A 24,267-nucleotide genomic window follows, 5' to 3' on the forward strand; every position below is an offset into this window, starting at 1 on the left:
GTTCCGTTTGCAGGAGTAATGCCATGCAGCCCGATAATATTAAAAATCTGCTTTATCCCCGTTCTGTTGCTGTAGCCGGGGCCTCGGCCAGCCCGGACAAGTTCGGTTACCGCGTGCTCTTCAACATTGTTCACAATGGTTTTAAAGGTCGGATTTATCCTGTCAATCCGCGTGAGAGCAGCGTGCTGGGGTTGGAAGCCTTTTCATCAGTGGCGGACATACCGGGTGAGGTCGATCTGGCCGTCGTCACGGTGCCTACTGCCGGCGTGAAACAGGTCCTGCAGGACTGTATTCAGAAAGGCGTGAGGGCGGCCATCGTGATCACCTCCGGCTTCTCAGAGGTCGGAGGGCGGGGGGCGGAACTGGAATCCGAGATCAGCGAAATGGCGCGCCGGGCTGGACTGGCGCTGGCCGGTCCCAACTGTGTGGGGCTGGTCAGCACGCATATTGATCTCTATTGCCACATGATGCCGTTCTATCCCACCCGGGGTTCGGTGGCCATCGTGGCGCAGAGCGGCAGCGTGGCGGACATGATAGCCAGCCGGCTGGACGATCACGGCCTGGGCACAAGCCATCTTATCAGCGCCGGCAACGAAGCTGTGCTGAATGTGGGGGACTACCTGGAATACCTGGCCGGGGACGAGAGAGCTTCGGTCGTGCTGGCCTATATCGAGGGTATCAGGGATGGAAGACGGTTTCTGCAGGCAGCAAAGAAGCTAACGGCGCGTAAGCCCCTGATCGTTTTGAAGGCGGGCAACACAGCAGCCGGTGCGCGCGCCGCGCTGTCGCACACAGCTGCACTGGCGGGCGATGACAGCATTATTAATGGCCTACTGCGCCAGGCTGGCGCTCTCAGGGTGGAAGATATGGAAGAGATGGTGGATGCAGCCTGCGCATTCAACAATCAGCCGCTGCCGCGCGGCAACCGGGTCGGGATCATAGCCCCGGGAGGGGGTTGGGGCGTGATGGCCGCAGATGCCTGCACGCAGCGCGGGCTTGATGTCGCCAGGCTTGACCGGGCTACGCTGGATAAACTGGACTCCTTCCTTCCGCCGACGTGGTCGCACGGCAACCCCGTGGATACGGTCGCCGGCGTAACGGGTCATGCCGCCGAGATGGTACAGGCTCTGCTGGAGAGCCCGGCAATCGACGGCCTGATAGTGCTGGGAGTGGTCGGCGGGCTGCAATCGATATGGAAATATATCAGGGCCGGAAGCGGCGGCAAAGTTATTACCGACGGTCTCACCCGCGGGGCCATGGACCACTTCGACACTTATTACCGTGAGATGATGACGCTTAAAGAGCGATTCGACAAGCCGACGGCCGTGACAATCATCCTGCCTATAAAAGCAGAGATTATTACGGAGACGGCGTCCCGTCTAACCCGGGAGACCGGCACGACATGTTACTCCTCGTTTACGCAGGCCATCAGGGCCTATTCAGCGCTGAATAAATACGCGGAGTATTTAAGGAAAATTGATTCACAACTATATTGAAAATATATATGGGTAGTGCCACATCGATTTGTAAGTCATGATTGACACTGATAAACCAAGATTATTTAGGAGGAATATACTGAAAAGCGTTCCATATATTTGGAATTAGCCAAGTTAGAACCCCACCACCTATAAGAGCAAGTAATAATTGCCACCATCGCTCTTTTATCACTGATTTGTGTTGTCCTGCTTCATATTGGCTTAATGAAGGCATATGGTTATTAACATAGGTTAACATACCCCCCATTTCTGCGACTAAATCGTTCAAAGCTACGACATTGTCTTCATTATCATCGCCAACATCCTTTGTTTCACGTAAACTCACTATTTCCTTTTCTGTAATTGTATACAGGCGTGGAAGTATTTTAGTATAAAACTCAGGCATAACTGTATGTTTTGTGTTAACTGAAAAAGGATCCAACTTGACCGATATCGATTCCTTGATAGTAAGTCCTAATAAATCCAATGTGTCGTACATAGCTCGATACATATGAGCATACGCTTTATCAAGCTGTTTGGAGATATAATCTGTGGTATCTGTTGGTGCATGGATCCCTAATTTATATAATATAACCCTTGAAAGGTGATCAACAGAATGGCGAATTTCATTATAAGGTTGTACATATGATAAGCCAGTAGGTTCAACTTGATCTAAGAAGATAAGTCCACCTTTCAATATCGTGTAATGTTTGAATATTTTCTCCAACTTTTCAGACTCGCTAGCACTAAAACTGATTGATTGACTCAAAATCTACCCTCCCAGATAATTGACGCTTGCCCTATGTTAAGAAAGGCGTATGTCACATACGCCTTTCTTTTCTGCACAACCTCTTATTAATTTCCTTAATTGATCCTTAATTTGCGCATAGCTTTCTTAACGTCTTCCACAGAAGCGTCGGAATAGAAATGGCCTTCTGCTATACGTGGATTCCCCCTCCCCCTATTGCTATACTTAACAGCTAATTTCGGGCAAAAATGAGCATCAGAGGGCTCTACATCTATGAGGTGCTTGGACTTATTGAATAGATCGTCCAGCTTACCCATTGTTTATCACTCCTTTATACGTTATTTATAACGCTCAAAGTCAATATTTTAATTGATTCGGAGGCATGAAGGCAAACTTCAATAAAGGGTAAAATATGAACGAATATGTAATAGACATATCAGATATACTAAGTAGATCATTCATATATTTAATTTATTAAGTAGCACATTTTACACCAGCTGTCAATGCCTGTCTAATCAATTACTGCATATCAGTCTTACAAATAGCACAGATCATGAAACGTGATATACACTGAGAATTAACATGATCACGCAGCGACGCCACTTATGGATGCGCCTGTTTAAGATACCAGCTTGAAAACCGGCCGGGCGATATCGCCCGAGGAGTACCTGTCACCGGCGAAAACAGCCGATCCATCCATGGTTACTTTCCGGCCCATGATATCCATGCCGGCCTCCTCCGGCTTGATTCCAACTATGTTCCCCATGATCCAGGGCCCTTCGTCCAGCTCTACGATCACCACGATGTAGGGCACCTCCGGCTCCCGTCCCTCGGCGGCCACGTAGTTGACTGTGAAGGTCTGTACGGCGCCGCTCCCCTTCAATTCCATGGTTTCCAGCTGGCTGCCTCCGCATTTGGCGCAGATCAGCCTGGGCTGCGCCGACACCTCCCCGCAGCCGCCGCATTTAAGTCCGCTCAGCCTGCCCTGTTTGAGGTTCTCGTTATATTCTTTGAAAGTGAGTTTAGCTTCCACTTCATTGCTCCCTTATGTTTATATTACCAGCCGCGCCTGAGTATCATATTGCACAGCGTGCCGCCGTCCCCACCCAGCGTGTCGGTCATACCAACTTTAGCCCCCTCCACCTGTCGCTCGCCGCACTCACCGCGAAGCTGTCTTACGATTTCGAAGGCCTGGGCGGCGCCCGTTGCGCCCACCGGGTGTCCTTTGGCCTTGAGCCCACCCGAGGGATTAAGCGCTATCTTGCCCCCGATTTTGGTCTCGCCCTTTTCCACCGCCAGTCCGGACGTTCCATAGGGGAAGAAGCCCAATCCTTCCAGCGCGATCAGCGCAGCGATGCTGAAGCAGTCGTGCAGCTCGACCACGCCGATATCCTTCGGCCCCAGGCCGGCCATTTTATAGGATTGCTGCGCCGCCAGCTCACGGGACCTTATACGCGGCAGGAATTCCTTCTGGCTGAGCAGGTTGCCGGCGGACGCCTGCCCCACACCGGCGATCAGCACCGGCTTTTTAGTCAGCTTCCTGGCCGCCTCCTCCGAGGTGATCACCAGAGCGGCCGCGCCGTCTGTGAAGGGGCAGCAGTCTGATAGTTGCAGCGGGGATGCTATTACAGGACTTTTCCGTGCATCCTCAAGGGTCAGCTCCTTCTGAAACTGCGCCCTGGGATTACGCGCCCCGTAGTAGTGCGAATTGATCGATACCTGGTAAAGCTGGTTTTTGAGCGTATCCAGCGGTATGTTGTAGCGTTTTGCATAGAGGTGAGCAAGCATGGCGAAGACGCCGGGAAAGGTCACCCCCGCGGCGTATTCGTAGCGGCTGTCGCTGGCCATGGCGAAGGTGCGCGTGGCCAGTGGTGTGCCCATTTTAGTAGCGCACTCGGCTCCGCCGGCCAGCACGATATCGTACTGCCCTGAGGCCACCCAGATGAAGGCGTCGCGTATTGCGGCCGAGGCCGATGCGCAGGCGTTCTCGTACCTGTTGGCCGGTATGCCGGCCAGGCCCAGGTAATCGGCCGCAAAGGCCTGAACATGCGCCTGCCCTTCCTCGAAATCGCCCATGAAATTGCCCATGAAGAGGGCCTGCACCTGTTTGGGTTTAATGCCGCACTCGTTAATTGCCTCCGTGGCGGCGTCACCGAAAAGCTCTATGGCCGTCCTCGGCTGCTTGCCGGTGAATCTGGTCATGCCGGCGCCTGCGATCACCACTTTACGCATGTGAATCCTCCTGGTTTTGATGCCCGGACCGGCCGGGAAAACAGTCTATTGTAACGCTTTAGACAGGGCGTTGGCCATCTCGTCAATGGCCTGCCCCGCATGCGGCAGCAGTCCGGTGAAGGACATAAATCCATGTATCATGCCGTCGTATCTGTGTAATTTGCAGTGAATGTTTGAATCCGATAAACGGGTCGCGTAAGCTTCTCCTTCGCTCATCAGCGGATCGAACCGGGCGGTGATCACCAGCGCGGGCGGCAAGCCTGTGACATCCTTTGCCAGCAGCGGGGAGACGTAAGGGTCAAAAACATCCTCGAGCTTGTTGATATAGAGAGGGATGACCTGTTCGATGATCTGTTTGGTCAGGTAGTAGCCCTTGCCGTTGAGATGGTAGGATTCCCTATCCCGGTTCGAGGCATCAACCGCAGGGTAGGCCAGAGCCTGGAAGCGCAGGCGTGGTCCGCCCCGGTCGCGGGCTACCAGGCATACCGCAGCGGCCAGGTTTCCCCCGGCGCTGTCTCCTGCCACGGCCAGGCGGCCGGGGTCGCCGCCAAAGGAGCCCGCCTTTTCATAAGCCCACTGCAGGGCGGCATAGACATCCTCAAGACCTGCCGGGAATTTGTTCTCCGGCGCCAGCCGGTAACCCACTGAGACCACGACAGCCCCTGAGCGGTTGGCTAGCTTGCGGCAGATGCTGTCGTGAGTTGCGATGCTGCCCACCACCCAGCCGCCGCCGTGGATATAGAGTATCAGAGGGAGACCGGCCTGGTTCGACGGCCTGTAAATCCTGACAGGCAGTCCATCATGCACGCTTGCATCGGTCACGCTGAATACTTTTTCGCTGCGCCCGGCGACCAGTCGGCTGTCCCGCTCCACTGTTCGGCGGTTGGCGTCAGGAGATATTTTAATGCTGTAGAATTCCTTATTGATCAGCCGCATGCCGGCCAGCATAACGGCGATGCGCGTGTCCAGCCTGTCCCTTGTTTCAATCATATCTTTAGCTTTAGCCGTATCTGACGATGTGCACATGCTTCGGATGTGCTAATATTATATAGGATTTACATGACATACAGTATCATCCGCACGCCTCTCACCAGGCTCCGTAAATAACTACATCACAGGAGACCGACTTGTCCCCGAAATTCCGTGAAGATATAAGAAATATAGCTATTATTGCGCATGTCGACCATGGCAAGACCAGCCTGGTGGACGCTCTGCTCAAACAGAGCAAGGTGTTCCGCGAAAACCAGCAGGTTGGCGAGCTGATTATGGACCGCAATGCCCTCGAGCGCGAGAAGGGCATCACCATACTGGCTAAAAATACAGCGGTGATGTACCGCGGCGTTAAGATCAATATCATCGACACGCCCGGCCATGCCGATTTCAGCGGCGAGGTGGAGCGCGTGGTCAACATGGCGGACGGATGCCTGCTGCTGGTTGACTCGGTGGAGGGGCCCATGCCCCAGACCCGCTTCGTGCTGCGGCAGGCCTTTGAGAAAGGTCTCAAGCCCATCGTGGTTATCAACAAGATCGACCGCGAGAACGCCCGCATAGCCGAGGTGGTCAGCCTGACACAGGACCTGTTTCTGGAGATCGCCACCGACGCCGGCCAGCTCGATTTCCCCGTTCTGTATGCCAGCGCCCGCAACGGGACATGCACAGCCGATCCGGCAGTGGAGGGTACCGACATGGTGCCGCTTTTCGAGGCCATACTCAAACAGGTGCCTCCGCCGGCTGTTGACGAAGGTCCCTTTCGCATGCTGGTATCCAACCTTGATTACGACAGCTATAAAGGACGTTACGCGATAGGACGCATACTGAGGGGCAGCGTCCGGCCGAAGGATGGGCTGGCGGTCATCGGCGCTGACAGTGACCCGCGCAAATACGAAATAGACGATGTGTTTACCTTCATGGGGCTTACCCGCCTGCCGGTCGAGGAGGCCTCGGCCGGGGAGATAATATCCATTACCGGCCTCGATGAGGTCAGCATCGGCGATACCGTAGCCGACCCGGAGCACCCTGAGGCGCTGCCCCGCATCGAGATCGGCGAGCCGACTGTAAAGATGACATTCGGCGTCAACGGCTCCCCATTCGCCGGCCGCGAGGGCAAGTATTGCACCTCCAGGCAATTGCGCGAACGCCTCTATCGCGAGCTGGAAGTCAATATCAGCCTGCGCGTGGAGGATACCGACAGCCCCGACCTGTTCCTGGTATCGGGCAGGGGCGAGTTGCATTTAGCCATACTGGTGGAGACCATGCGCCGCCAGGATTACGAGTTTGAGATATCGCGTCCCGAGGCCATCACACGTGAGATTGCAGGCAAGCTGCACGAACCGATTGAACAGCTTACACTGGATACGCGCGAGGACTATATCGGCGTGCTCACCGAGATGCTCAGCAAACGGCTGGGCAGGATGACCGATATGCACAACGACGGGCGCGGCAACCTGCGCATGGAGTACCGCATTCCTACTCGCGGCCTGATCGGCTTCCGCAGCGCCTACCTAACGGCCACCCGAGGCGAAGGGGTTATGAACACGCTTTTTCTGGGCTACGAGCCGTATGCAGGGGAGATATCCTCCACCCGCAGCGGCGCGCTGGTAGCCGCCGAGGACGGGGTGTCGGTGACCTACGGCCTGAACAACGCCCAGGAGCGCGGCATCACATTCATCGATCCGGGCACACCGGTTTACGAAGGTATGATTGTAGGCATGAACTCCCGCCCCACCGACCTGGCCGTCAACGTCTGCAAGGAGAAGAAGCAGACCAATATCCGCGCCTCTACAGCCGATATCGCCGTAAGGCTGACTCCTCCGCTTAAAATGAGCCTGGAGGAGTCGATGGACTTCATCAACGCCGACGAACTGGTGGAGGTCACTCCCAAGAATATACGCCTGCGCAAACAGCTGCTTAGCATGAATGAGCGTTTCAGGGCTAAAAAGGCCGCCGAAAGGGCTGCGCAGGAATAGTTGTAGGGGCGGGCTTAAAAGCCCGCCCGGGTGCGGGCGCAGCTAAAGTAACGCCCCTACGGTGAATATACGACAAATCGGGCAAGGTAAATATGGGAGGTATGTTTAGATGAGGACAATGTATGTAGTGCTCTGTGCAATCTTGCTGGTGTGCGTTTTCCCGGCATGCGGTGCTCAACAGGAGCAGGCCGCGTCCGTTATGCGGACACGCGCCGAGGTTATTCCGGCAGGTGCGGTGAAAGTATCACCGTCCACCGATGCCCATCCGCCAATCCTGCATTCCGACGAGTTCGATCAGCCGCTGCCGCTGGCCGACGCCGTCAACACAGCCGGCGCCGAGGACTCGGCTTTTATCCTGCCTGACGGCAGGACGCTTTATTTCTTCTTCACGCCGGATGTGGGGATACCGCCGGAGAAGCAGCTGCTGGACGGTGTGACCGGTATCTGGGTTTCGCGGAAGAATGCGGGAGCCTGGCAGCAGGCGGAGCGTGTTGTGCTGCAGGATAATAACCAGCTTTCGCTGGATGGGGCGGCATTCGTGCAGGGTGATAAAATGTGGTTTGCATCCGCGCGCCAGGGGAATTTGCGCGGCGTAGACATGTGGACGGCGACGTTCAAAGATGGTAAATGGAGCGGCTTTACCAATGCGGGCGAGAAGTTGAACCTGGAATACGAAATCGGTGAGATGCACATCACGGCTGACGGCAAAACCATGTATTTCCATTCGCCCCGCGCCGGCGGCCAGGGCGGCTATGATATCTGGCTCACCTCTCTAAAAGATGGCCGGTGGCAGCAGCCGGTCAACGTGTCCGAAGTGAATTCGGGCGGAACCGACGGGTGGCCCTTTCTGACGCAGGATGGTAATGAGCTGTGGTTTACACGCACATACATGGGCACCCCCGCCATTTACAGGGCGAAAAAAGCCGACAGCCAGTGGCAGAAGCCGGAATTGATTGTCTCACAATTTGCCGGCGAGCCATCGCTTGATAACGACGGCAACCTGTATTTCACCCACCACTTTTTCAAAGACAATAATATGATCGAGGCTGATATCTATATGGCCGCCAGAAAAACGCGTTAGGCTGGCTCAGTCCCACCATTCGGGGAACATGGCCAGTTTCTGGGCCGAATCGTGGCCGAAGATGACCTTTGCCTCGTACAGGCCGGCAAGGCGCCTGATTTTCTCAACGCTTTTTACGTAATCATCCAGGTTAATGGCGGCGCCGGGCAGCCTGGCCGGCGGGCCGAAGCTCTCGGCGGTGTAAACCGCATCGCTGGCTATGATCAGATCGCCGTTCTTTTTCGTCTCGATCCGGGCGCCCATCTCACCCGGGGCATGACCGGGCAGGAAGAGCAGGTGCACGCCGGGCAGCAGGTCATAGTCGCCGTCGATGACCATCCAGTTCAGATCCGAGAACTGAAAATCGGTGCTGATATAGCCTGCATAGGCCACATCGGAGCGGTTGGTGTAAACCGCCGACATGGCAACCTGAGCCTCCGTTTTCTGCACCACTATTTTGGCCTTTGTACCCCTGAAGGAGGACAGCCCCCCCGCGTGATCGTAATGAAGATGCGACATGATGACGTAATCGATATCCTGCGGCGCAACCCCCACCTTTTTCAGTTGATCAAGCATGAAGCTCGGCCTGACATACGGCATGAATTCGTTCAGCAGTCCCCACGTCTGCTTGAAGTCGGGGCTGCAGCCGGTGTCGAACAGTATTTTGCTTCCCGTGTCGGTTTCGAGATAAAAACCGGGTATGGGGAAAACGAACTGCTCCGAGGGTTTGTCCGCGTAAAACAGGTTCGTGAATCCCTGCTCCTCGCCGTAATCCAGACACGTGACCTTGCAGTACGGTGATGCTTTGCCCATCCTGTACCTCCTCAGTTCCTGAAACGTTCTTCTATATAATTGATGATGTCTCTGGTCGATGTGCCGGGGCCGAAGACCGCCTGCACCCCGATTCTCTTTAGCTTCGGTATGTCCTCATCCGGTATGATGCCCCCGCAGATAAAGAGGCTATTTTTTTTGCCTTTTTCAGCCAGGCCTTTGATAATCTCCGGAAACAGCTCCATATGCGCTCCGGAGAGGGAGCTCAGCCCCACGACGTCGACGTCCTCCTGAATGGCGGTGGCGACGATCATACCCGGTGTCTGGCGTATGCCGGTATAGATCACCTCCATGCCGGCGTCCCTCAGCGCCCTTGCTACCACTTTGGCGCCGCGATCATGGCCGTCCAGACCCAGCTTGGCCACCAGTACACGTATCTTCTTGTCCTTCTCCATGATTCATCCTATTTCTTAATACAAAGTTTTACCAGGCCAGCGATATTATCGAGCTTATCCAGGCTGGATATGGCGTTTTTAAGCTCCGCGGCCTGTTTTTTCGACAGTGTGCGGGTGGCCTGCATCTCGAAATTGGCAATCACACGCTCGTCGTTCATTACCTCCAGGTCTTCCATCTTCTCATGGATAACCTTGCCCCCCTTGAGCGTTACGGTGATCTCGCATCCCTGTTTCTTGGGATAGGCGCCTGTGATGGCGTCGTCGACATCCACTGTGGCAAGGGCGGTCAGCTTATTAACGCGGGGATCCGAGTATTTCTCATAGTTAGATTGTACCAGCTCCTTGAAGATGAAGACTGCGGCTACCGAGTACTGCTGGCTCATCTTGGACTGCGCGATGTCTGTGAAGGGGCCCTGGTAATCGAGCCCGGGGAACATCTTGCCCATGGGGAATGTTTTGATATTTATTTTCTCGATTGCCTGTGGATCGATATCATATTTGTTTACCATCCTGAGGGCCAGGGCGGCGGATGGTTGGGTGTAGGCGCAGGCAGGGGCGGGTTTGCAGAACACCTTCATTATTTCAAACGATTTTCCCAGCCCTTCGGTGATTCTCTCACCCAGGGGCTGTTTACCGTAGGTGTTCCAGGCGCCTAAAAAGCCTTCCAGCACCTGCCGTGACGCTTTCGCCCCCTCTTTGCCCAGCAGAGCGGCCGAGATACCGTTGCGGCAGGCGAATCCGTTTTGATAGACGATCTCGTGAGTGCCCTCCATCGCCCATTGCATATTGCCGCAGGACAGCGTGCCCGCCAGTCCCAGACCGTTGACCATCTGTTCCTCGTTCAGCTTATACAGTTTAGCCGCTGCGATGCATGCGCCGTAGGGACCGAACATCCCGCTGGGGCGGAATTTCTTGGAGAAATCGGGTGAAAGCATACTCATGCCGATGCGCCCGATGACGTCGTAGCCAAGCACGATGGCGGTAATAACGTCCTTTCCGTTGCTGCCCAGCTCCTCGCCCACAGCGAACGCCGTGGGTATGATCATCGAGCCGCAATGGCAGGATGAGTCCGCGTGCATGTCTTCCTGGCCCGTGCTCTGTCCGATCACCGAGTTCACCAGGGCCACCTCCCAGGGCGGCCCTTTGATGCCGTCTACGAAAGTTGAAGCTTTGCCGCCCAGCTTCAGCTTCCTGAGGTAATTGGGGGCGGGCGCGATTAAATCCTGGTTGCGGCCGGCGAAAGTACAGGCCAGCGCATGAAAAACAAGTATTTTCACCCTGTCAACCAGGTCTTTGGGAAGATCTTCGTACTTCAGCGAGGCAGCCAATTTCGCCAGGGACTCCGTTACCGTAACTGCATCACTCATTACCCTGCTCCTTTAACAACGCAAGTTGCAAAATTCTTTATATTATTATAATGTTATAATAATAATTTGTAAATAGCCTGCGCCCATATGATTGTTATAACAATTGTTCTGGCGATTCCTGTATAATGTTGTAGTAATGATATGATAATAGCAATTGAGGAAGCGGTATGTTAACGAGAGAGAAAGGTGTACCACTGTATTATCAGCTTGATACCATACTGCGTAAAAAAATACTGTCGGGTGAGATAGCGGCCGGTGCTCCTTTCCCCACCGAGGATCTGCTGGTTCAGCAATACAATATCAGCCGCATTACCGTGCGCCAGGCGCTGGCGTCGCTGGAAAAGGACCGTTTGATCGTCAGGAAGCAGGGCAAGGGCACGTTCGTGGCGGAGAAAATAGAGAGGGCCGAATTGCCCAAGCTGTCGGGCACGGGCAATGACCTGGTCGATATCAGCTCCCATGACTCCAAGCGCATCAAGATCATGACCCGGGTCGTCGGGTTTTCCAGGCTGCTGGCCAACAAGACCATCACCGATTACCTGGGCATTCCCGAGGGTGAAGAGATCATCCGCATAGAGCGGGTCAGGCTGGCCAACGAGAAGCCGCTGTATCATCTGCTCAATTACCTTCCCCTGGATATAGGCGAAAAGCTGAATCAAAAAGCGTTAAAGAACAAGACGCTCACCCACCTGATGGAGACCGACCTGAAAATAGTCATAAAAAAAGCCGTTCAAACCATTGAAGCTGATACTGTAGACAGCTATATCGGTGCTATCCTGGAGGCCCGCGAAGGGGACCCCTGCCTGATATTGAGAAGAGTGGTATATGAAAAGAGCGGCAGGGCCATCGAATATTTAGTAGCCACGTTCAGAGCCGATCGTTACATGTACACCAATATGCTGCTGAGACATAAGAAGGGCAAGGGTTACGAGTGGCTTAACACAGAGTTTTCAAAGCAGGCACAATCCCGCCATTCCGGGCCCAGCGATCCCCTGATGAACGAGCATCTGCCGTCCTTCATCCGCACCTGACGGACGCTTGAAGCGCCTCCACCTGCAATAGTGCCGCGCCCGCCCGGCCCTTCCATCTCCCTACACAAAAGATCATTGACAAGTCTGCGCTGTTATTATATGATGATCTAAAGTAAATATGATATAACAATAATACAATACAACATTACTATCGTTTTGTTCGTGTATTTGGGATTGCAGGCTGCTTGATATCGATTAATTAGTGCCGATTCATTATTTAGTATAAGGGAGGTAAAAAGGACTATGGCGAGGTCAAACAAGGTGGCTGTTATCACCGGGGGAGGACGGGGCATCGGAAAGGGCATTGCCAGGATATTCACTCAAAACGGCATCGATGTGGTTATAGCCGGCAGGAACTTTGAAAAGCTTGAGAAAACGGCCGGTGAGCTCAAATCACCCAAAGCGGAGATATTGTGCGTTCAGACCGACGTATCAATCCAGGCGCAGGTTGAGCGCCTGTTCGACAAGACGCTGGAGAAATTTGGCAAGGTCGATATTCTGGTCAACAACGCGGGCATCGCCGAGCCGATGGCGCCCATCACCGATATCGATATGAAGCTGGTGGACGATATCGTCGGCATCAACTTCAGGGGTGTTTATTACTGCGCCCGCCGGGCGGTCAAGGAGATGAAGAAGCAGAAAAGCGGCAACATCATCAATATCGGCTCGGTAGAGGGGCTGATCTCTTTACCGGGCATAGCCTACGGGCCTATGAAGGCCGCTGTGCACAGGTTCACCAAGCTGCTGGCCAGCGAGCTGGCGGACATCCCTATCCGTGTTAACTGCATCTGCCCGGGGCTGGTGCTTACGGAGATGATGGAGGAGCTCTCCGACCGCGATGTCGAGGTGTTTCTGGTGCATATCCCCATGCATAAAGCGCTGGTCCCCGATGACGTGGGCAAACTGGCTTATTTCCTGGCATCCGATGACGCCAGGTATATCACCGGCTCCATAATTGCGGCCGACTCGGGCATCACTGCCGCCACGACGGGATTCAACATCACATTACCGGGCGTCGAACCATGGATGAAGGCTGCCGTCGGTTGATCATACAGGTGGCATGAGGTCTTATATTAAATGGGAGGTGCAAGTTAATGGCAAGGTCAAATAAGGTAGCTGTGATCACCGGTGGAGGAAGCGGCATCGGCAAGGGTATTGCTAAAGTATTTACGCAGAACGGCATCGATGTGGCAATAGCCGGCAGGAATTTGAAAAAGCTGGAAAAGACGGCGGCGGAGCTGAAATCCTCCAAAGCTGAGATATTGTGCTTTCAGACCGATATAGCGGTACAGGATCAGGTGGAGCGCCTGTTCGATAAGGTGATTGAGAAGTTCGGCAAGGTCGACATACTGGTAAACAACGCCGCCATCACCGAGCCGATGGGATCGATAACCGATCTCGACATGAAGCTGGCCGAGGATATAATCACTATCGATTTCATGGGTGCCTTCTATTGCGCCCGCAGAGCGGCCAAAGAGATGAAGGCGCAGAAAAGCGGCAATATCCTTAATATCGGCGCGACCGAAGGGCTGGTATCCCTGCCCGGCACGCTGTATGGCGCCATGAAGGCCGCCATATCGCAATTCACCATAGTCCTGTCGCGCGAGCTGGCCGCCGTTCCCATCCGGGTCAACTGCATCCGGCCGGGAGTGGTCATCACGGAGAAGACGCAGGGGCTGTCCGCCGGCGATCTCGAGGCGTTTCTGAAGAACGTCCCCATGCATAAGGCGCTGTATCCCGAAGATATCGGTAAACTCGCTTACTACCTGATCTCTGATGACGCCAGGCATATCACCGGCGCCATCGTTTCGGCCGATGCGGGCGTCTCCGCGGACGGCGGGTGGTTTGCTTTCGGTCTGTAAATCCAAATTAATACTAGAGGAGGACTCTAATGGATCTCGGTCTTAAAGGTAAGGTGGCGATCGTAACCGGCGCCGGACAGGGCGTCGGCGAAGGGATAGCTGCCACTCTGGCAAAGGAAGGGGCCAAAGTCGTGGTGAACGACTTTTTCCAGGACCGCGCCGACAGGGTTGCCAGAGATATAGTCTCTGCTGGTGGAGAAGCCATTGCGCTGCAGGCCGACGTGACGGATTACGACTCGGTCACGCAAATGGTCAAAAAGGCGCTGGATAAATTCGGACGCATTGACATCCTGGTAAACAACGCCGGTGTCCCGGCTCCTTTGCCCGAGGGAGATTCCCCCTCCTCGATGGATAATACCTTCGACAAGGTGGACCGCGCTCTCTGGAAGCGCTATGTCGATGTAAATATATACGGTGTCATGAACTGCACGCGGGCCGTGCTTGACGGCATGATCGGTCAGAAGTATGGCAAGATCATCAATATAATCTCCGACGCAGGCAGGATCGGCGAGCCCAGGCAGGCGGCCTATTCGGCCAGCAAGGCCGGCGTAATGGGTTTCAGCAAGGCGCTGTCCAAAGAGGTGGGTAAGAGCTGCATCAACGTCAACTGCCTGGCCCTCGGCGCCGTGCCCCATCCCGGCCTTGACAATCGCAGGATAGGCATGATGGTTAAGATGGGAATGACCGAGGAGCAGGCCAAGGATATGATCAAAGGTATCAGGGAGAAGGCTATAAAGCTTTATCCGATGGGCAAAGGGCTGGGGCGGTTCGGAACGCCTGCCGACGTTGGAAATGCCGTCGCCTTCTTTGCCTCCGACGCAGCGGTTTTCATCACCGGCCAGACGCTGAGCATCAGCGGAGGATATACCACGGTGGGTTAACCCGTAGTATCAGGGGATTTTAAAATTTCTTGAGCTTTTGCTTATACACCGCAAGGAGGTGAGTTAATCGGAAAAGTCAGTAATTTATTTTTTCAGGTACGAAAAATCAAACACTACAGCGGTTGAATTAACGAGATTTAAGGAGGGAACATGATAAAAAAAGGCACTTTGTTATTAACCATAATTATTGTTCTGACTGTACTGATCGTCTCATGCACTCAACCTGCTCAGCCGGGGCAATCGCCGGCATCTCAGACTCCTGAAAAGACATATCACTGGAAATATGTACAGGCCGTGCCGGCCGCGGCAATACATATTAACAACACGGTATTTCTTCCACATCTTGAAAATATAGAGAAGCGCAGCAACGGCAGGCTCAAGATCGACTGGGTCAACTGGGTTGAGACCCCATACAAAGGGAGCGACGCTCTGCGCGTGGCGCGCGATGGACTGGCTCAGGGTTGCGAAGTGCTATTCGGATATTGTACCGGCGATGCGCCGATGCTGGGCGCTCCCGAGCTTCAATATATGGCTCCGCATAAAGTTGATCTGCCTGAATTATACTCACTGTATGGAAAGGTCTGGAGCAACCCAAAGGTAAAGGCCGCGGTTCTGGACAAGACCATGCAGGACTTTAATGCCGTATCGCTCGGCGTTTATCACTGGGGACCGCAGCCCTTCTGGCTGACCAAGGAAGTCAAAAAGCCGGCTGATTTCAAGGGTATGCAAATACGCGAGTTTTCCGCCGAAGGAGCGGACATGGTCAGGGCCCTCGGCGCTTCCGTCACACTGGTAACCGCCGCTGAGGTATTTACAGCATTAGAGAGGGGTATGTGCGACGGATTGATATCTGCGCCGCAGGCTATGCTGGCCGGGGGATGGTACGAAGCTATTAAATACGTGTACCTGTCAAATACGAGAATAACAGCCAATTCATTCACAATAAATAAGAAGGCCTGGGATTCTCTGCCGCCCGACCTGCAACAGATCATGGCTGAGGAAATAGCCGCCGCCTGCGCGGAATTGAACGTAGCCAACATAGAAGACTCTTATAAGCTGTACGAACTGTTTGGTAACCAGATGACCTTCAACGAAGACAATGAAGAAGATTACCAGTACATCCGCAACCTGTGTAAGGAAAATGTATGGCCCAACTGGCTCAAGCGGGTAGGCCCGCAGGGCAACGACGTACTCAACATGTGCCTCGAAGCTATGGGGGCTTCGGAAAGATACTAACCAACGGTAGTTCTGTCGGACTAACCGGCATATCCAGTGGGAGTGTATGAGCCATGACGAAAATAGCATCTGCGATCGATACGATAATTGAGCGGCTGTCCGTTGCGGGTCTCTGGATAGCCTCAATAGGTGTATTGATCATGTTTGTCATCGTTTTCATTGAAATCGTGGTGAGAAAGGTATTCGAAACCAGTATATACATAAGCCAGGATTATTCAGGATATATGATGGCTATTTGTCTGGCGCTTCCACTGGGTATGCTGGTCAGGAGGCGGGGGCATATCAAAGTCGATGTCATATTTACCCGATTCCCTCCCAAAGTAAAGTACTACTTTGATCTGGCTTTTTTAATCATCATGCTTTGCTATGGAATAGCATTGACTTACATATGTTACGGGCTGGCCAGGGATTCATATGACCTGAAAGCTGTCAGCATTGATTTAAGTCATACGCCACTCTGGATCCCGCAGTCTACACTGGTCATCGGAGTAGGTTTCTTTGTTATTACATCGATATTCGAGATCTATAAAATGCTGTTCATGAGAAGCGATGGTATTGCAGTCCCGGCTCCTATCAAATCCTCTGGAGCGGAAAGCAAATGATTATCAGCCTGATCATGTTTGCAACCATACTCATCCTCGTAATGATCGGTGTTCCCATAGCTGCAGCGCTGGGAATGACCGGTATCGTGGCCATTCTCCTGTTTGACCCCAATTTGCTCAAAGGAGCAGCTTTTACCGTGTGGGCCAATGCTACGAGTTTTATCCTGGTCTCGGCGCCGCTGTACATCCTTATGGGTGACATGATAATCAGATCGGGCGCAAGCACTCGATTCTACAGCGGTATGGGCCTCTGGATGCGTAAAATTCCCGGAGGATTGCTGCATACCAATATTCTGGCATGCACCATCCTGGCTGCCATCAGCGGCTCCAGCGTTGCAACGGCGGCGACGGCGGCATCAGTGGCGATACCCGAGCTGGACAAGCTGGGCTACGAGAAAAAGATGACATTCGGTTCCATCGCCGCCGGCGGCACACTGGGAATACTCATACCTCCCAGCATTTCCATGATTATATACTGCGGACTGACATCAACGTCGGTGGCGGAGTGCTTCATTGCAGGGGTGATTCCCGGCCTGATCATGAGTTTCCTCTTCATGACATATATCGGTGTTAATGCTCTGATCAATCCGGCTATTGCACCGCGCAGAAGCAGCATCGTCAAGATCACGCTCAAAGTGGCATCCCAATCGTTGCTTGATGTGATGCCCATCCTGCTGCTGGCGGTAGTTGTATTTGCCGGCCTGTATTTAGGCTGGGCTACCCCCACTGAACTGGCCGCCATCGGGGTATTCTTTGCGCTGATACTTCTTGCCATCAATCACAATTTCAACTGGAAGACAATATTTGGCAGCGCATCTTATGTGGCGCGCGTTGGCAGTCCTCTGCTCTTCATCATCATAGGCGCGCAAATATTCTCGTTTGCCCTGTACACCTGGGGCGCCACCCAGGAGCTCACCGTGGCGGTTACAAATGTACCTCTGCCGCCGCTTGGTATCTGGGCGATACTCGCTGTTCTGTTGCTTGTACTGGGCATGTTCATCGACGCGATATCGATGATGGTGCTCACCGCGCCCGTGATCTTCCCCATTATGGTGGGGCTGGGGTTCGATCCTGTCTGGTTGTGCGTTGCGGTTACGCTGCTTCTGGAGACCGGCCTGATAACACCGCCGGTAGGGATGAACCTTTTCACAATTCAAATGCTTGCTCCGGGATCGACCCTGGGTCAGATTGCCCGAGGCTCTTTACCTTTCGTGATAATACTTTTAATCGGAGTTATTGTGGTCACAGCATTCCCTGAAATTGCTTTGTGGCTGCCTGCCCACATGAAAACACCGGTTGGACCTGAAGGCCAAATTCATAAGCGCGTTGGATTAATAGTGAAGGCGTCGGGGTTTTATAAAACCCCGGCGCCTTATTTTTCAGGCTGCATGTCCCTTTATTAAAACAGATTGGATTCCTTCTGCGTACCGAATACCTTGCGCAGCACATCGCACATCTCGCCCAGCGTAACGTAGGCAGCCGCACAATTGATCAGCGCAGGCATTATGTTGTCCTTGCCTTCGGCCGATTTTTGCAGCCGGTCCAGGCAATGCGTGACTTCTTCGTTGTCCCGTTTGTTCTTGAGCTGGGCCAGGCTTTTTTTCTGAACCAATTCAACCGCAGCGCCAACCCTGTGCAGTGATATCTCGGGCGTTTGCGACAGGTACTTATTAACGCCGACCACGATGCGACGGCCCTCTTCAACCTCTTTCTGGTAGTTGTAGGCGGCCTCCTGAATAAGAGCTGTCTGGTAACCGGCTTTGATAGCGCCAGCCGCACCGCCCATTTTCTCTATTTGCTCAATGATGTTATTGGCTTCGTTCTCAAGCCTGCCGGTCAGGCACTCCAGGTAGTAGCTGCCGCCCATCGGGTCTACAACATCGGCAATTCCGCTCTCACTGGCAATGATCTGCTGTATGCGCAAAGATTGGGTTGACGCTTCCTCGGTCGGGATGCAGATAGCCTCGTCATAGCTCGCGACTGCCATCGATTGGACGCCGCCCAGCACTGCCGCCAGCGCCTGTATGGTTGCCCTCGAGATATTATTGAGGGGTTGCTGCGCCGTAAGAGTTACTCCCCCCGTCTGAACATGGGTGCGGAACATCAAAGAGCGGGGATCTTTGGCGCCGAACCTCTCCTTCATGATCCTGGCCCACATACGCCGCAGCGCGCGCAGCTTGGCGACTTCCTCAAAAAAATCATTATGTATCTGAAAATGCCAGGAAAGGCGTGGAGCAAACGAATCGACGTCCAAACCCCGGTTAACCAGGGTATTAACATACTCGATAGCATTGGCCATGGTCAGGCCGATCTCCTGGGCGGCAGTCGAGCCTGCTTCGCGTATGTGGTAGCCGGAGATGCTGATAAAGTTCCAGCGAGGGAGGTTTTTACTGCAATACTCGGCAATGTCGGCCACCAGTCTCAGCGACGGCTCCGGCGGGAAGATATAAGTGTTGCGGGCGATATATTCCTTAAGAATATCATTCTGTACCGTCCCGTCCAGTTTGTCCAGGTCGATACCCCCCCTCTGAGCCAGACATATATACATGGCCAGCAGCGGCGCACAGGTGGCATTGACCGTCATGGATGTGCTGATTTGATCAAGTTCGATACCTTCAAACAGCACCTCCATATCGCGCAGGGAGTCCACGGCGACGCCCACTCTGCCCACCTCTCCGCGCGCATAAAGGCTGTCCGAGTCGTAGCCGAGCTGTGTCGGCAGGTCGAAAGCGATGCTGAGGCCGGACTGTCCCTGTTTGAAAAGATGGTGGAAGCGCTGGTTAGTGTCCCGGGCACTGCCGAATCCCGAATACTGGCGCATCGTCCATAACCTGCCGCAGTACATTGCAGGATGTATACCCCTGGTGTACGGGTATTGCCCCGGATAGCCCAGATCACGCTCATAATCGAAGCCGCCCAGATCCTCGGGCGTGTAAAGCACCTCCAGCTCGCTGCCCGAGCTGGATTTATATGAGGCCTGGCGGGATTTACCCGATTTTAAAGCCGGGTTGAGCGTGTCCTCGACCCATTTTCTTTTATTGCTCATATTCACATAGCTCCGTTTTCCACATTGACAAATCCAGGAATGTGGTATAGAATTTTGCCATCAATGTATTAATAATATTACAATATAACATTATTATATTAAATTAATACAAGCCGGGTCAATAATACTTGCAGGGGTCACTGAATAAAAGCCGCTTTTCGGTAGTTGTGCGAAGTAAACTGTGAAAAGGTTAAATAAAGGAGAGACGACAATGGCCGATAGATTATTCACCGAAGCTGAGCTCGAGGAGCTGGGTACTGAAACAGCGGATCTGGTTGAGAAAGCGATAGATGCGGGTGATCTGCAGAAGGCCAAGAAACTGAGCCGTCGCCAGTACAAGGAATTCTACTCCATGCACGAAGGGTTCCGGGATTGGATCGCCACCCTGATGAGCTATGTCTATAACCGTATGGGTGACGAGGCCCTCTATGAGGTGCTGCATGAGGTTTTCAAGGATTTTGCGATCCTGGCTCAGATATACCGCGCGGAAAACGTTAAACGCCAGGTGCAGATGCTGGCCGCCGGTTTCCGCGGGCACCTGACCAAGCTGAAGATAGAGGAAGACGATGAGAAAGTTACGGTTATGATGACGCCCTGCGGTAGCGGTGGCAGGGCTATCTTAAACAATAGCTATAACCCTCCCAAGAATTTGGCCAAAGTGAAGAAAGCCCAAAAAATGACGTTTGGTATGACCGATGTCCCGGTGTACTGTGTTCACTGCGCGCTGCAGGATATAGTGCCCATAGAGGAGACAGGATACCCCATCTGGATCATTGAGCCGCCCAGGGAGTTTGGCAAGGACCCCTGCCGCTACATGATATACAAGGACCCGGACAAGATCCCCGCCAAATATTACGAAAGGTACGGGTTGAAGAAACCGGCAAAGGCTTAATTTTAGTGAAAGGAGAATTGCTGTGATTCAAGCACTGGATGGTATAAAGGTACTGGACCTGTGCCGTGGCTATCCCCCTGCTTTTGCGGCCATGCATATGGGTGATTTCGGCGCAGACGTGATCAAGGTCGATCCCGTCGGGTACGTTCTGGCACTTCCTATGGAAGCGGCTGCGCAAACGATGTCTGCATATACCTTTATCGACAGGAACAAGCGCAGCGTCAAGCTCAACCTGAAATCGGAGCAGGGGAAAGAGGTCATTTATAAGTTGATCAAAAAGATGGATGTCCTGGTGGAAAATTCGAGGCCGGGCACAATGGAGAAGCTGGGCATCGGGTATGACACCTTGAAGGAGATTAATCCACGGCTGATATTCTGTGCGGTCAGCGGATACGGGCAAACGGGCCCATACAGGGACATCGTAGGGCATGATGCCAATTTCATGGCCATCTCAGGCGCTCTCAGCCTGATCGGCCCCAAAGATGGGCCGCCCTGCTGGCCCAGCAACATGGTTGCCGATTTTGCCGGCGCGGGATTGCATCCACTGATAGGAATACTCATTGCCCTGCAGGCCAGGGAGAGGACGGGTAAAGGGCAGCTGGTGGATATCGCCTACCTGGACAGCGTTTTCTCATTGATCTCGTTTGATGCTACGATGTATATGGTTTCAGGAGAAAAAAGGAGGCGGGGCTGCACACCTCAGACCGGCGGCGAACCGCACTGTTCCACCTATCTTACGAAAGACAATGAGTATATCACCATCCAGTTTATCGAAACGCCTTTCTGGAAAAACTTCTGCGAGGCCATAGGGCGGCCGGACCTGATAGCCAGGCAATGGCCGAAAGATGATGCCGACCGTCAGGAGATGTTCAAGATAATGAGGGAACTCTTTCTGACCAAAACGCGAGATGAGTGGTGGGAATGGGCCAAACAGAGGCAGGTGTTCTTCGGCCCGGTGCTCTACATAGAAGAGGCGATGGACGATCCTCAACTGAGGAGCAGGCAGATGATAATGGAGAAAGAGCATCCCGTGCTGGGGAAGATAAAGCAGCTGGGCAACCCGCTCAAATTATCCGATACACCCGCCCAGTTCAAAACATACTCTCCCATGCCCGGTGAACATACCGATGAGATATTAGCAGAGATGGGCTACTCCGTGGCCCAAATCCAAAAGTTGAGAGAAACCAAGGCCGTCGAGTGATCAGCAGCGTCATTTCTGGAGGTAGCAGCCATGTTAAACGGAATCAGAGTATTGGACGTCGGTGGTTGGGGAGTGGGGCCAATAGCTTGCTGTCTGTTAGGCAGCCTCGGTGCGGATGTGATCCGCTTCGAACCGCCCAAGTATGACGGGCTTTACCATGTCGGTACCATGTTGAGCGGCGCCGGCACCACCTATATCTCCGCTCATTTCAACGAGCGCAATATCATCATCGACCTTAAAAAAGAGGACGAACGGGAACTCGGCCTTAAAATCGCCGCAACCGCGGATGTGTTAATCGAAAACCATCCGCCCGGCGCGATGGCAAAGCTGCAATTCGATTACGAAAGCGTTCGCAAAGTGAATCCGAATATTATTTACTGTGCGAGCTCCAGCTACGGGACCAAAGGCCCGTATGCAAATATGCCCAGCAACGATCCTATGATGCAGCTCGCTTCAGGTTTCGCCAGCCTGAATGGATCACCGGGTAGCCAGGGCGAGATGTTTCGATATGTCGCATCGGTGGACTATACCACCAGCCTTAACATCGTACAAGTGGTGTTGCTGGCATTAATGGCACGCCAGGTCACCGGGCGCGGCCAGAAAATCGAGATGTCGCAGTTTGAAGCAGTGCTGGCCCTCCAGACGACCCGTATCGCGGAGTTTTTCGCAACCGGAAAAAGCCCATCGCCTATGGGGACGGCCAATCCCAATATCGTGCCTTCACAGGCTTTCCGGACATACGACAATAAATATGTCAATGTCAGTGTGCATCGTGAAGAATACTGGCCGAGGTTATGCAAAGCGCTGGGGCTGGCCGACCTTGAAAAAGATCCTAAATATGCTACCAATGAGGACCGTGTTAAAAACAGAGAGGAGCTTATACCCATACTGGAGGAAAAATTTGCCCGGGAGCCTGCCAGATGGTGGTTGATGCTGATGCGGCGCAGCGGCGTTCCCATCGGCCCGATTAACTCGGTGGATGAAATCTACAACGATCCTCATCTTAGGGAAAACAAGATGATTTTGAAGCTGAAAACCCCCTGGGGGCCGACTCTGTTCACCAACTTCCCTCTCAAGTTCAGCAATCCACTCAAACCTATCAAAATCACGGCGCCGGTTAAGCCCGATAAGAACAGGAGGGAAATCCTGGTGGAGGTTTCCGGGTCGAATAAACAAACTAAAGGCAAACAAGTTAAGTAGAGGGAGGATCTGAGCGATGACACCTCTGAAGGGAATTAAAGTACTGGATTTAAGCGAGGAAATCGCGGGCCCGTTCTGTGCCATGCAATTGAGCGATGGCGGGGCCGAGGTTATCAAGGTGGAGCCTATCGGCGGTGATTGGTCGCGTCACCTGGGAGAGAAGAAAAACGGTGAAAGCGTTCTCTTCCTGTCATTGAACCGCGGCAAGAAAAGCATTGCGCTGAATCTGCAGGAAGCCCGGGGGCGTGAGATAGTGCGCAAGCTGGCCAAAGATGCAGACGTCCTGATCGAAAGTTTCGGGCCAGGCAAAGCTGAAGAGCTGGGAATAGGATATGCTCAACTATCCGCGGAAAATCCGGGGCTCGTCTATTGTGCGATTTCCCCCTTCGGTCCCGTCGGCCCCTATGCGGGGATGCCTGCCTCTGAGCTGGAGATACAGGGCATGGCGGGTTACCAGTGGTTCCTGGGTGAGATGGGTGAGGCGCCGGTGCGCCTGGGAGCGGACATGGCGACAACCACAACCGGCATGTGGTCATTTATAGGCATACTCTCCGCCCTGTTCAGCAGGAAGAAAACAGGCGTCGGCCAGAAGATAGACAGTTCCATGTTCTTGAATATGATTATGATGTATGGATATGTTATAACGGCTCATTACAACCTGGATTTCCCCGGCGGCTGGCATTTCACCGGCCCGTATGATCATGCCGAGACGGGATACAGGACCAGGGACCGTGCGCTTATGTTCGGTATGCCGATCGCGGCCGACAAGATACAATCCGCCTGGGAATCTTTCTGCAGGCAGGTTGGACTGGAAGCGCTGCTGGAAGACCCCTATTTCAAGGAAAAGGGGATGCGTATGGTAGGTATCGGTCGCGATGCCCAGGAGTTCAAGCCCGTGATAGAATCAGCCCTTGAAAATATGACTTCCGCAGAGATAAAAAAAATAGTCGAAGGCCTGTCCGGCTACTGCGCGGTATTCAAGAATCTGCAGGACGTGTTCAGCGAACCACAGGTTGAAGCAGTTAACATGGTCGAAGAGCTTGAACATCCGTCCGCCGGCAAGATAAAGGTCACGGGGATACCATGGAAGCTGCTGGACACTCCTTTAAAGGTACAGGGACCTCCTCCCACGCTGGGTCAGCATACGGAAAAAATCCTGCAGGCGCTGGGCTATTCAGCCCGGGAGATCACTGCCTTTAGAGAAGCGCAAATCGTAGCTTAATAATGATGGAGGACAGCATA

General features: G+C 53.5%; 23 protein-coding genes. 14 read left to right on the forward strand and 9 right to left on the reverse strand.

Annotated elements, in window-relative coordinates; translation table 11 throughout:
- Positions 1–23 precede the first annotated feature (23 nt).
- Positions 24–1,496, forward strand: a complete 1,473-nt coding sequence (locus WC359_08520; protein ID MFA5400468.1) for a CoA-binding protein — start codon at positions 24–26, stop codon at positions 1,494–1,496.
- A gap of 61 nt (positions 1,497–1,557) precedes the next feature.
- On the opposite strand, the gene WC359_08525 is transcribed toward WC359_08520, so the two are convergent.
- From WC359_08525 to WC359_08545, 5 genes are all read right to left on the reverse strand, one after another.
- Positions 1,558–2,244: a hypothetical protein gene (locus WC359_08525; protein MFA5400469.1), complete on the reverse strand. Its 687-nt coding sequence runs from the start codon at positions 2,242–2,244 to the stop codon at positions 1,558–1,560.
- 95 nt (positions 2,245–2,339) lie between these two features.
- On the reverse strand, positions 2,340–2,540 hold the full coding sequence (locus tag WC359_08530; GenBank protein MFA5400470.1) for a hypothetical protein: 201 nt from the start codon (positions 2,538–2,540) through the stop codon (positions 2,340–2,342).
- Positions 2,541–2,842: 302 nt separating this feature from the next.
- Positions 2,843–3,256: a Zn-ribbon domain-containing OB-fold protein gene (locus WC359_08535; GenBank protein ID MFA5400471.1), complete on the reverse strand. Its 414-nt coding sequence runs from the start codon at positions 3,254–3,256 to the stop codon at positions 2,843–2,845.
- 23 nt (positions 3,257–3,279) lie between these two features.
- Positions 3,280–4,455, reverse strand: coding sequence for a propanoyl-CoA acyltransferase (locus tag WC359_08540; GenBank protein ID MFA5400472.1), 1,176 nt, complete (start codon positions 4,453–4,455; stop codon positions 3,280–3,282).
- A gap of 45 nt (positions 4,456–4,500) precedes the next feature.
- Positions 4,501–5,481, reverse strand: a complete 981-nt coding sequence (locus WC359_08545; protein ID MFA5400473.1) for an alpha/beta hydrolase — start codon at positions 5,479–5,481, stop codon at positions 4,501–4,503.
- Between the two features lie 101 nt (positions 5,482–5,582).
- Between WC359_08545 and typA the strand changes: the two genes are divergently transcribed.
- Both typA and WC359_08555 read left to right on the forward strand, forming a co-directional pair.
- On the forward strand, positions 5,583–7,421 hold the full coding sequence (gene typA / locus WC359_08550) for a translational GTPase TypA (GenBank protein ID MFA5400474.1): 1,839 nt from the start codon (positions 5,583–5,585) through the stop codon (positions 7,419–7,421).
- A 109-nt stretch (positions 7,422–7,530) separates the two neighbouring features.
- On the forward strand, positions 7,531–8,502 hold the full coding sequence (locus WC359_08555) for a hypothetical protein (protein MFA5400475.1): 972 nt from the start codon (positions 7,531–7,533) through the stop codon (positions 8,500–8,502).
- Between the two features lie 6 nt (positions 8,503–8,508).
- On the opposite strand, the gene WC359_08560 is transcribed toward WC359_08555, so the two are convergent.
- Genes WC359_08560 through WC359_08570 form a run of 3 tightly spaced genes read right to left on the reverse strand, consistent with a single transcriptional unit; the run spans position 8,509 to position 11,074 of the window.
- Positions 8,509–9,294: an N-acyl homoserine lactonase family protein gene (locus WC359_08560; GenBank protein MFA5400476.1), complete on the reverse strand. Its 786-nt coding sequence runs from the start codon at positions 9,292–9,294 to the stop codon at positions 8,509–8,511.
- Positions 9,295–9,305: 11 nt separating this feature from the next.
- Positions 9,306–9,707 carry a cobalamin B12-binding domain-containing protein gene (locus tag WC359_08565; protein ID MFA5400477.1) on the reverse strand — a complete coding sequence of 134 codons (402 nt, stop codon included), beginning with the start codon at positions 9,705–9,707 and terminating at the stop codon, positions 9,306–9,308.
- 8 nt (positions 9,708–9,715) lie between these two features.
- Positions 9,716–11,074, reverse strand: a complete 1,359-nt coding sequence (locus WC359_08570; GenBank protein ID MFA5400478.1) for an MmgE/PrpD family protein — start codon at positions 11,072–11,074, stop codon at positions 9,716–9,718.
- Positions 11,075–11,241: 167 nt separating this feature from the next.
- On the opposite strand from WC359_08570, the gene WC359_08575 reads away from it, so the two are divergent.
- From WC359_08575 to WC359_08605, 7 genes are all read left to right on the forward strand, one after another.
- Positions 11,242–12,105 (forward strand): GntR family transcriptional regulator, encoded by an 864-nt coding sequence (locus tag WC359_08575; GenBank protein ID MFA5400479.1) that lies wholly within the window; start codon positions 11,242–11,244, stop codon positions 12,103–12,105.
- Between the two features lie 243 nt (positions 12,106–12,348).
- Complete coding sequence (locus WC359_08580) at positions 12,349–13,152, forward strand: glucose 1-dehydrogenase (GenBank protein ID MFA5400480.1); 804 nt, start codon at positions 12,349–12,351, stop codon at positions 13,150–13,152.
- Between the two features lie 47 nt (positions 13,153–13,199).
- Positions 13,200–13,967 carry an SDR family oxidoreductase gene (locus WC359_08585; protein MFA5400481.1) on the forward strand — a complete coding sequence of 256 codons (768 nt, stop codon included), beginning with the start codon at positions 13,200–13,202 and terminating at the stop codon, positions 13,965–13,967.
- Positions 13,968–13,996: 29 nt separating this feature from the next.
- Entirely contained in the window at positions 13,997–14,848 is an 852-nt protein-coding gene (locus WC359_08590) for an SDR family NAD(P)-dependent oxidoreductase (GenBank protein ID MFA5400482.1), read from the forward strand.
- Between the two features lie 150 nt (positions 14,849–14,998).
- Positions 14,999–16,084: a TRAP transporter substrate-binding protein DctP gene (gene dctP, locus WC359_08595; GenBank protein ID MFA5400483.1), complete on the forward strand. Its 1,086-nt coding sequence runs from the start codon at positions 14,999–15,001 to the stop codon at positions 16,082–16,084.
- A 53-nt stretch (positions 16,085–16,137) separates the two neighbouring features.
- On the forward strand, positions 16,138–16,686 hold the full coding sequence (locus WC359_08600; protein ID MFA5400484.1) for a TRAP transporter small permease: 549 nt from the start codon (positions 16,138–16,140) through the stop codon (positions 16,684–16,686).
- On the forward strand, positions 16,683–18,089 hold the full coding sequence (locus tag WC359_08605; GenBank protein ID MFA5400485.1) for a TRAP transporter large permease subunit: 1,407 nt from the start codon (positions 16,683–16,685) through the stop codon (positions 18,087–18,089). The genes WC359_08600 and WC359_08605 overlap by 4 nt, the downstream gene beginning before the upstream one ends.
- Here the strand turns inward: WC359_08605 and WC359_08610 are convergent.
- Positions 18,086–19,732: a methylmalonyl-CoA mutase family protein gene (locus tag WC359_08610; protein ID MFA5400486.1), complete on the reverse strand. Its 1,647-nt coding sequence runs from the start codon at positions 19,730–19,732 to the stop codon at positions 18,086–18,088. The two genes, WC359_08605 and WC359_08610, sit on opposite strands and share 4 nt — an antisense overlap.
- Positions 19,733–19,943: 211 nt before the next feature.
- On the opposite strand from WC359_08610, the gene WC359_08615 reads away from it, so the two are divergent.
- Genes WC359_08615 through WC359_08630 form a run of 4 tightly spaced genes read left to right on the forward strand, consistent with a single transcriptional unit; the run spans position 19,944 to position 24,247 of the window.
- On the forward strand, positions 19,944–20,624 hold the full coding sequence (locus WC359_08615; protein MFA5400487.1) for a hypothetical protein: 681 nt from the start codon (positions 19,944–19,946) through the stop codon (positions 20,622–20,624).
- Positions 20,625–20,646: 22 nt separating this feature from the next.
- A complete protein-coding gene (locus WC359_08620; protein MFA5400488.1) occupies positions 20,647–21,825 on the forward strand; it encodes a CaiB/BaiF CoA-transferase family protein in 1,179 nt (392 codons plus the stop codon).
- A gap of 30 nt (positions 21,826–21,855) precedes the next feature.
- Positions 21,856–23,025, forward strand: coding sequence for a CoA transferase (locus tag WC359_08625; protein MFA5400489.1), 1,170 nt, complete (start codon positions 21,856–21,858; stop codon positions 23,023–23,025).
- 16 nt (positions 23,026–23,041) lie between these two features.
- Positions 23,042–24,247, forward strand: coding sequence for a CoA transferase (locus WC359_08630; GenBank protein MFA5400490.1), 1,206 nt, complete (start codon positions 23,042–23,044; stop codon positions 24,245–24,247).
- Positions 24,248–24,267 lie beyond the last annotated feature (20 nt).

It is taken from the genome of Dehalococcoidia bacterium, assembly GCA_041653995.1.
Classification (GTDB): domain Bacteria; phylum Chloroflexota; class Dehalococcoidia; order GIF9; family UBA5629; genus CAIMUM01.

What these genes read in the sequence shown, in the direction of transcription:
- WC359_08520 (MFA5400468.1), top strand. Translation starts at nt 24, where the DNA reads ATGCAGCCCGATAATATTAAAAATCTGCTTTATCCCCGTTCTGTTGCT.
- WC359_08530 (MFA5400470.1), bottom strand. Translation starts at nt 2,540, where the DNA reads ATGGGTAAGCTGGACGATCTATTCAATAAGTCCAAGCACCTCATAGAT.
- WC359_08540 (MFA5400472.1), bottom strand. Translation starts at nt 4,455, where the DNA reads ATGCGTAAAGTGGTGATCGCAGGCGCCGGCATGACCAGATTCACCGGC.
- WC359_08545 (MFA5400473.1), bottom strand. Translation starts at nt 5,481, where the DNA reads ATGTGCACATCGTCAGATACGGCTAAAGCTAAAGATATGATTGAAACA.
- WC359_08555 (MFA5400475.1), top strand. Translation starts at nt 7,531, where the DNA reads ATGAGGACAATGTATGTAGTGCTCTGTGCAATCTTGCTGGTGTGCGTT.
- WC359_08560 (MFA5400476.1), bottom strand. Translation starts at nt 9,294, where the DNA reads ATGGGCAAAGCATCACCGTACTGCAAGGTCACGTGTCTGGATTACGGC.
- WC359_08565 (MFA5400477.1), bottom strand. Translation starts at nt 9,707, where the DNA reads ATGGAGAAGGACAAGAAGATACGTGTACTGGTGGCCAAGCTGGGTCTG.
- WC359_08570 (MFA5400478.1), bottom strand. Translation starts at nt 11,074, where the DNA reads ATGAGTGATGCAGTTACGGTAACGGAGTCCCTGGCGAAATTGGCTGCC.
- WC359_08575 (MFA5400479.1), top strand. Translation starts at nt 11,242, where the DNA reads ATGTTAACGAGAGAGAAAGGTGTACCACTGTATTATCAGCTTGATACC.
- WC359_08580 (MFA5400480.1), top strand. Translation starts at nt 12,349, where the DNA reads ATGGCGAGGTCAAACAAGGTGGCTGTTATCACCGGGGGAGGACGGGGC.
- WC359_08585 (MFA5400481.1), top strand. Translation starts at nt 13,200, where the DNA reads ATGGCAAGGTCAAATAAGGTAGCTGTGATCACCGGTGGAGGAAGCGGC.
- WC359_08590 (MFA5400482.1), top strand. Translation starts at nt 13,997, where the DNA reads ATGGATCTCGGTCTTAAAGGTAAGGTGGCGATCGTAACCGGCGCCGGA.
- dctP (MFA5400483.1), top strand. Translation starts at nt 14,999, where the DNA reads ATGATAAAAAAAGGCACTTTGTTATTAACCATAATTATTGTTCTGACT.
- WC359_08600 (MFA5400484.1), top strand. Translation starts at nt 16,138, where the DNA reads ATGACGAAAATAGCATCTGCGATCGATACGATAATTGAGCGGCTGTCC.
- WC359_08605 (MFA5400485.1), top strand. Translation starts at nt 16,683, where the DNA reads ATGATTATCAGCCTGATCATGTTTGCAACCATACTCATCCTCGTAATG.
- WC359_08610 (MFA5400486.1), bottom strand. Translation starts at nt 19,732, where the DNA reads ATGAGCAATAAAAGAAAATGGGTCGAGGACACGCTCAACCCGGCTTTA.
- WC359_08615 (MFA5400487.1), top strand. Translation starts at nt 19,944, where the DNA reads ATGGCCGATAGATTATTCACCGAAGCTGAGCTCGAGGAGCTGGGTACT.
- WC359_08625 (MFA5400489.1), top strand. Translation starts at nt 21,856, where the DNA reads ATGTTAAACGGAATCAGAGTATTGGACGTCGGTGGTTGGGGAGTGGGG.
- WC359_08630 (MFA5400490.1), top strand. Translation starts at nt 23,042, where the DNA reads ATGACACCTCTGAAGGGAATTAAAGTACTGGATTTAAGCGAGGAAATC.